We start from the raw sequence: 3,226 nt of genomic DNA, 5'->3' as shown, positions 1-3,226 counted from the left end.
TCTATGGGACAGCGCCATCAAGACGCAGGAGCTGGCGGGCGATATCGGCGGCAACAATGGCCGAAACGGCGCAGATCTTGGCAAGCTCGCGGCGTCGTTGATGCTGCCTGCCGACGGCGCGCGCGTGATGATGGTCGAAACCGGCGGCTGGGACACGCACAGCGGCCAGCGGAACAGGCTGGCGGCGCAGCTCCGCGGGCTCGACCAGCTGATCGGCGCACTACAGGTGGGGCTTGGTCCGTCGTGGAACGACACGCTCGTGATCGTCGCGACCGAATTCGGCCGCACCGTCGAGGTCAACGGCACCGGCGGCACCGACCATGGCACCGCATCGACCGCGATGCTGCTCGGCGGCGGGCTGGCGGCGGGCGGCAAGGTGTCAGCCGACTGGCCGGGGCTCGGCGCGGCCGCACGTTATGAGGGCCGGGATCTCAAACCGACGCGCAGCTTGGAGAGCGTGATCGCGGGTGCGGTCGCGCATCATTATGCGCTCGACCCGCAACGGGTGATCACGACGCTTTATCCCGACGCCTGAACGTCAGTCGAGAATAGCCCAGGTCGGCGCGTGGTCGCTCGCCTTCTCGCGGCCGCGATGATCCTTGTCGACGCCCGCGTCGACCAGCCGGTCAGCGAGCGCGGGGCTCAAGAGCAGATGATCGATGCGGAAACCGTGATCGCGCTGCCAGCCGCCCGCCTGATAGTCCCAGAAGGTCCAGACGCCACCCGCGGGATGTCGGCTGCGGATCGCGTCGGTCCAGCCGTCCCCCAGCATCCGGAACCAAGCATCGCGCGATTCGGGCTGCATCAGCGCATCGGTCGACATCGCACGCGGGTCCCACACATCGTCGTCGTGCGGGATGACATTATAGTCGCCGGTCAGGATCGTCGGGATTTCGGATGTGAGGAGAAATTTCGCCCGCTCGCGCAGCCGCGCCATCCAGCGCAGCTTGTAGTCGAACTTTGGCCCCGGCTGCGGATTGCCGTTGGGCAGGTAGATCGACGCGACACGCAGGCCATGGACATCGGCCTCGAGGTAGCGTGATTGCTCGTCCTCGGCTTCGCCCGCGAGCCCGCGCTGCGTTTCGACGGGCTGAGTGCCCTTCGCAAGGATCGCGACGCCGTTGAATCCTTTTTGGCCGTGATAGAGGAAGCCGTATCCCGCCGCCTCGATCTCCTTCGTCGGCATCGTTTCATCGCTCGATTTCAGTTCCTGCAGGCAGGCAACATCGGGCTGCGTTTCCTCAAGCCATTCGACGAGGCGCGGCAAACGGGCCTTGATCCCGTTGATATTGAAGGTCGCGATTTTCATGGCGCACCTATGCCAGCAAGCTGGCAGCTGTGAAAGGCGTCAGATCGAGAAGCTGGACCCGCAGCCGCAGCCCGAAGCCGCGTTGGGATTTTCGACCTTGAACGACGAACCACCGAGCGAATCGACGAAATCGACGACACAGCCGCGGACCAAGTCGATGCTGACAGGATCGACGACGAGTTTCACCCCGTCGGTCTCGGTAACGATGTCGTCGGCGTCGATGTTTTCGGCGAGGCCGAATCGGTAGGTGAAGCCCGAACAGCCCCCGCCATCGACCGCGAGACGCAATGCGGCCTCGCCCTCACCCTTGCGGTCGGCGATCCAGCGAACGCGCGCCGCGGCGGCGGGCGACAGGGTGATATCGGAAAACTGCGTGGCCATGACCGCTAGATAGGAACCTCCGGTTCAAATAAAAAGGGCGCCTCGACGGTATCCCGCCTGGCGCCCCTTCCTCTCCGACCCAGGAAAGATTGTTATTCGGGACCGCCCATCGCGACATTCTTGCCAGTGATTGCGGCGATCGCCATCTGGTCCGAGCGAACGAACGGCATCGGATTGACCGGCGCGCCTTCGATGCGGACTTCGTAATGGAGGTGGTTGCCGGTCGAACGGCCGGTCGAGCCGACGTAACCGAGGACGTCGCCCTTTTTCACCGACTGGCCGGGGGTGACGACATAGGAAGACATATGGCCGTAGCGCGTCTGGATGGCGTTGCCATGTTCGACTTCGACATAATTGCCGTAGCCGCCGAGGCGCTGGGCGCGGCCGACGATGCCGTCGGCGGTCGCATAGATCGGGGTGCCGCGCGGCGCCGGAATGTCGATGCCGTTGTGGCGCGCGACCTTGCCGGTAACCGGGTGGACGCGCATGCCGTATGACGAGGAAAGCGACATCTGGTCGATCGGGCGGCGCGAGGGCACCGCAACACCGATCGAGGCGGTGAGGCCGGTGTCGAGACGCTTCCACGCCTGAAAGATCGCGCGGGCTTCGCTATCCTCGCTGGCCGACGGAACGCCAGTGGTGAAGCTGTCGTCATCGGGTTCGTCGGGAACGACAATACCGGCATCGGCGCTGGTTTCGGCAGCGTGGGCGGCCGGTGTGGCCAGTCCGAAACATGCTGCCACGCAGACGATTGCGACTTGGTGCAACTTCTGCGCCAGAAGAGTGTTAATCAAAACGACGACCCCGCATTTGCCATGTCGCCAAAGTCACAAAAGGCCTTGGCGCCGGTGCTTGTTGGTTTGGATGATTGCTCATCCCCCGCGGAAGCCTGTGTGCTGTTCCAATCCTTACGAAGCAATAACAGCGTAGAATTCTTGCGTTAAACCGGCAGCGCGGCGCGCCGAGTCGTTGAATGGCGGCTTCAGAGCGCCGCGAAATCGCAATTTTACGAGGCTCTGCCACGTTTCGACGACGTTGAATCCCCCTTCGTCGCACTTCCAGCCGAACCAGGCTGTGCCGGCGCTCACATGCCGGATTTCATCATTGTAAATCCGCGATAAAATCTTCGCGGATACCTCATCGCCGGCCGCGCGGAAGCGTTCGACCGTTGACGGCGTGACGTCGAGCCCGCGTGCTTCGAGCACCATCGGTACGATCGCGAGGCGCGCCAGCGCGTCGTCGGAGGTGACCTCGGCCGCCTCCCACAGACCGGCATGCGCGGGCAGTTCGCCGTAAAAGCTGCCGAGCTGGCGGAGGCGCCGGTCGAGCAGCGCGAAATGCATCGCCTCGTCGGCGGCCACCGCGATCCAGTCGTCGACGAAGGCGCGCGGAAACTCGCCGCCGAAACGCCCCACCAGATCGACGGCCAGGTCGATCGCGACGAATTCGATATGCGCGAGCGCGTGGAGCAGCGCGATGCGGCCGCGCGCCGACCCGCCCTTGCCGCGCTTGGGCATCGCATTCGGCGCGAGCAAT

At 64.4% G+C, this 3,226-nt stretch carries 5 protein-coding genes; 1 reads left to right on the top strand and 4 read right to left on the bottom strand.

Annotated features, from left to right (window positions below; all coding sequences use genetic code 11):
- On the top strand, positions 1-535 hold a 535-nt coding region (locus VN047_RS10970; RefSeq protein ID WP_325542587.1), incomplete at its 5' end, for a DUF1501 domain-containing protein.
- A gap of 3 nt (positions 536-538) precedes the next feature.
- Here the strand turns inward: VN047_RS10970 and xth are convergent.
- The 4 genes from xth to VN047_RS10950 all read right to left on the bottom strand — a co-directional run.
- Positions 539-1,309, bottom strand: coding sequence for an exodeoxyribonuclease III (xth, locus tag VN047_RS10965; RefSeq protein WP_325542585.1), 771 nt, complete (start codon positions 1,307-1,309; stop codon positions 539-541).
- A gap of 39 nt (positions 1,310-1,348) precedes the next feature.
- On the bottom strand, positions 1,349-1,690 hold the full coding sequence (erpA, locus tag VN047_RS10960; protein ID WP_325542583.1) for an iron-sulfur cluster insertion protein ErpA: 342 nt from the start codon (positions 1,688-1,690) through the stop codon (positions 1,349-1,351).
- A 92-nt stretch (positions 1,691-1,782) separates the two neighbouring features.
- Positions 1,783-2,457: a M23 family metallopeptidase gene (locus VN047_RS10955; RefSeq protein WP_325542582.1), complete on the bottom strand. Its 675-nt coding sequence runs from the start codon at positions 2,455-2,457 to the stop codon at positions 1,783-1,785.
- A 141-nt stretch (positions 2,458-2,598) separates the two neighbouring features.
- The coding region (locus VN047_RS10950; RefSeq protein WP_325542580.1) for a ferritin-like domain-containing protein at positions 2,599-3,226 on the bottom strand (628 nt) is incomplete at its 5' end.

This window comes from Sphingopyxis sp., from assembly GCF_035565275.1.
Taxonomy (GTDB): Bacteria; Pseudomonadota; Alphaproteobacteria; order Sphingomonadales; family Sphingomonadaceae; genus Sphingopyxis.
The sequence above is the reverse complement of the archived record's forward strand: the minus strand, read 5'-3'. Positions and strand labels throughout refer to the sequence as shown.

Coding starts and splice junctions, on each gene's coding strand:
- erpA (WP_325542583.1), bottom strand. CDS start 1,690: ATGGCCACGCAGTTTTCCGATATCACCCTGTCGCCCGCCGCCGCGGCG.
- xth (WP_325542585.1), bottom strand. CDS start 1,309: ATGAAAATCGCGACCTTCAATATCAACGGGATCAAGGCCCGTTTGCCG.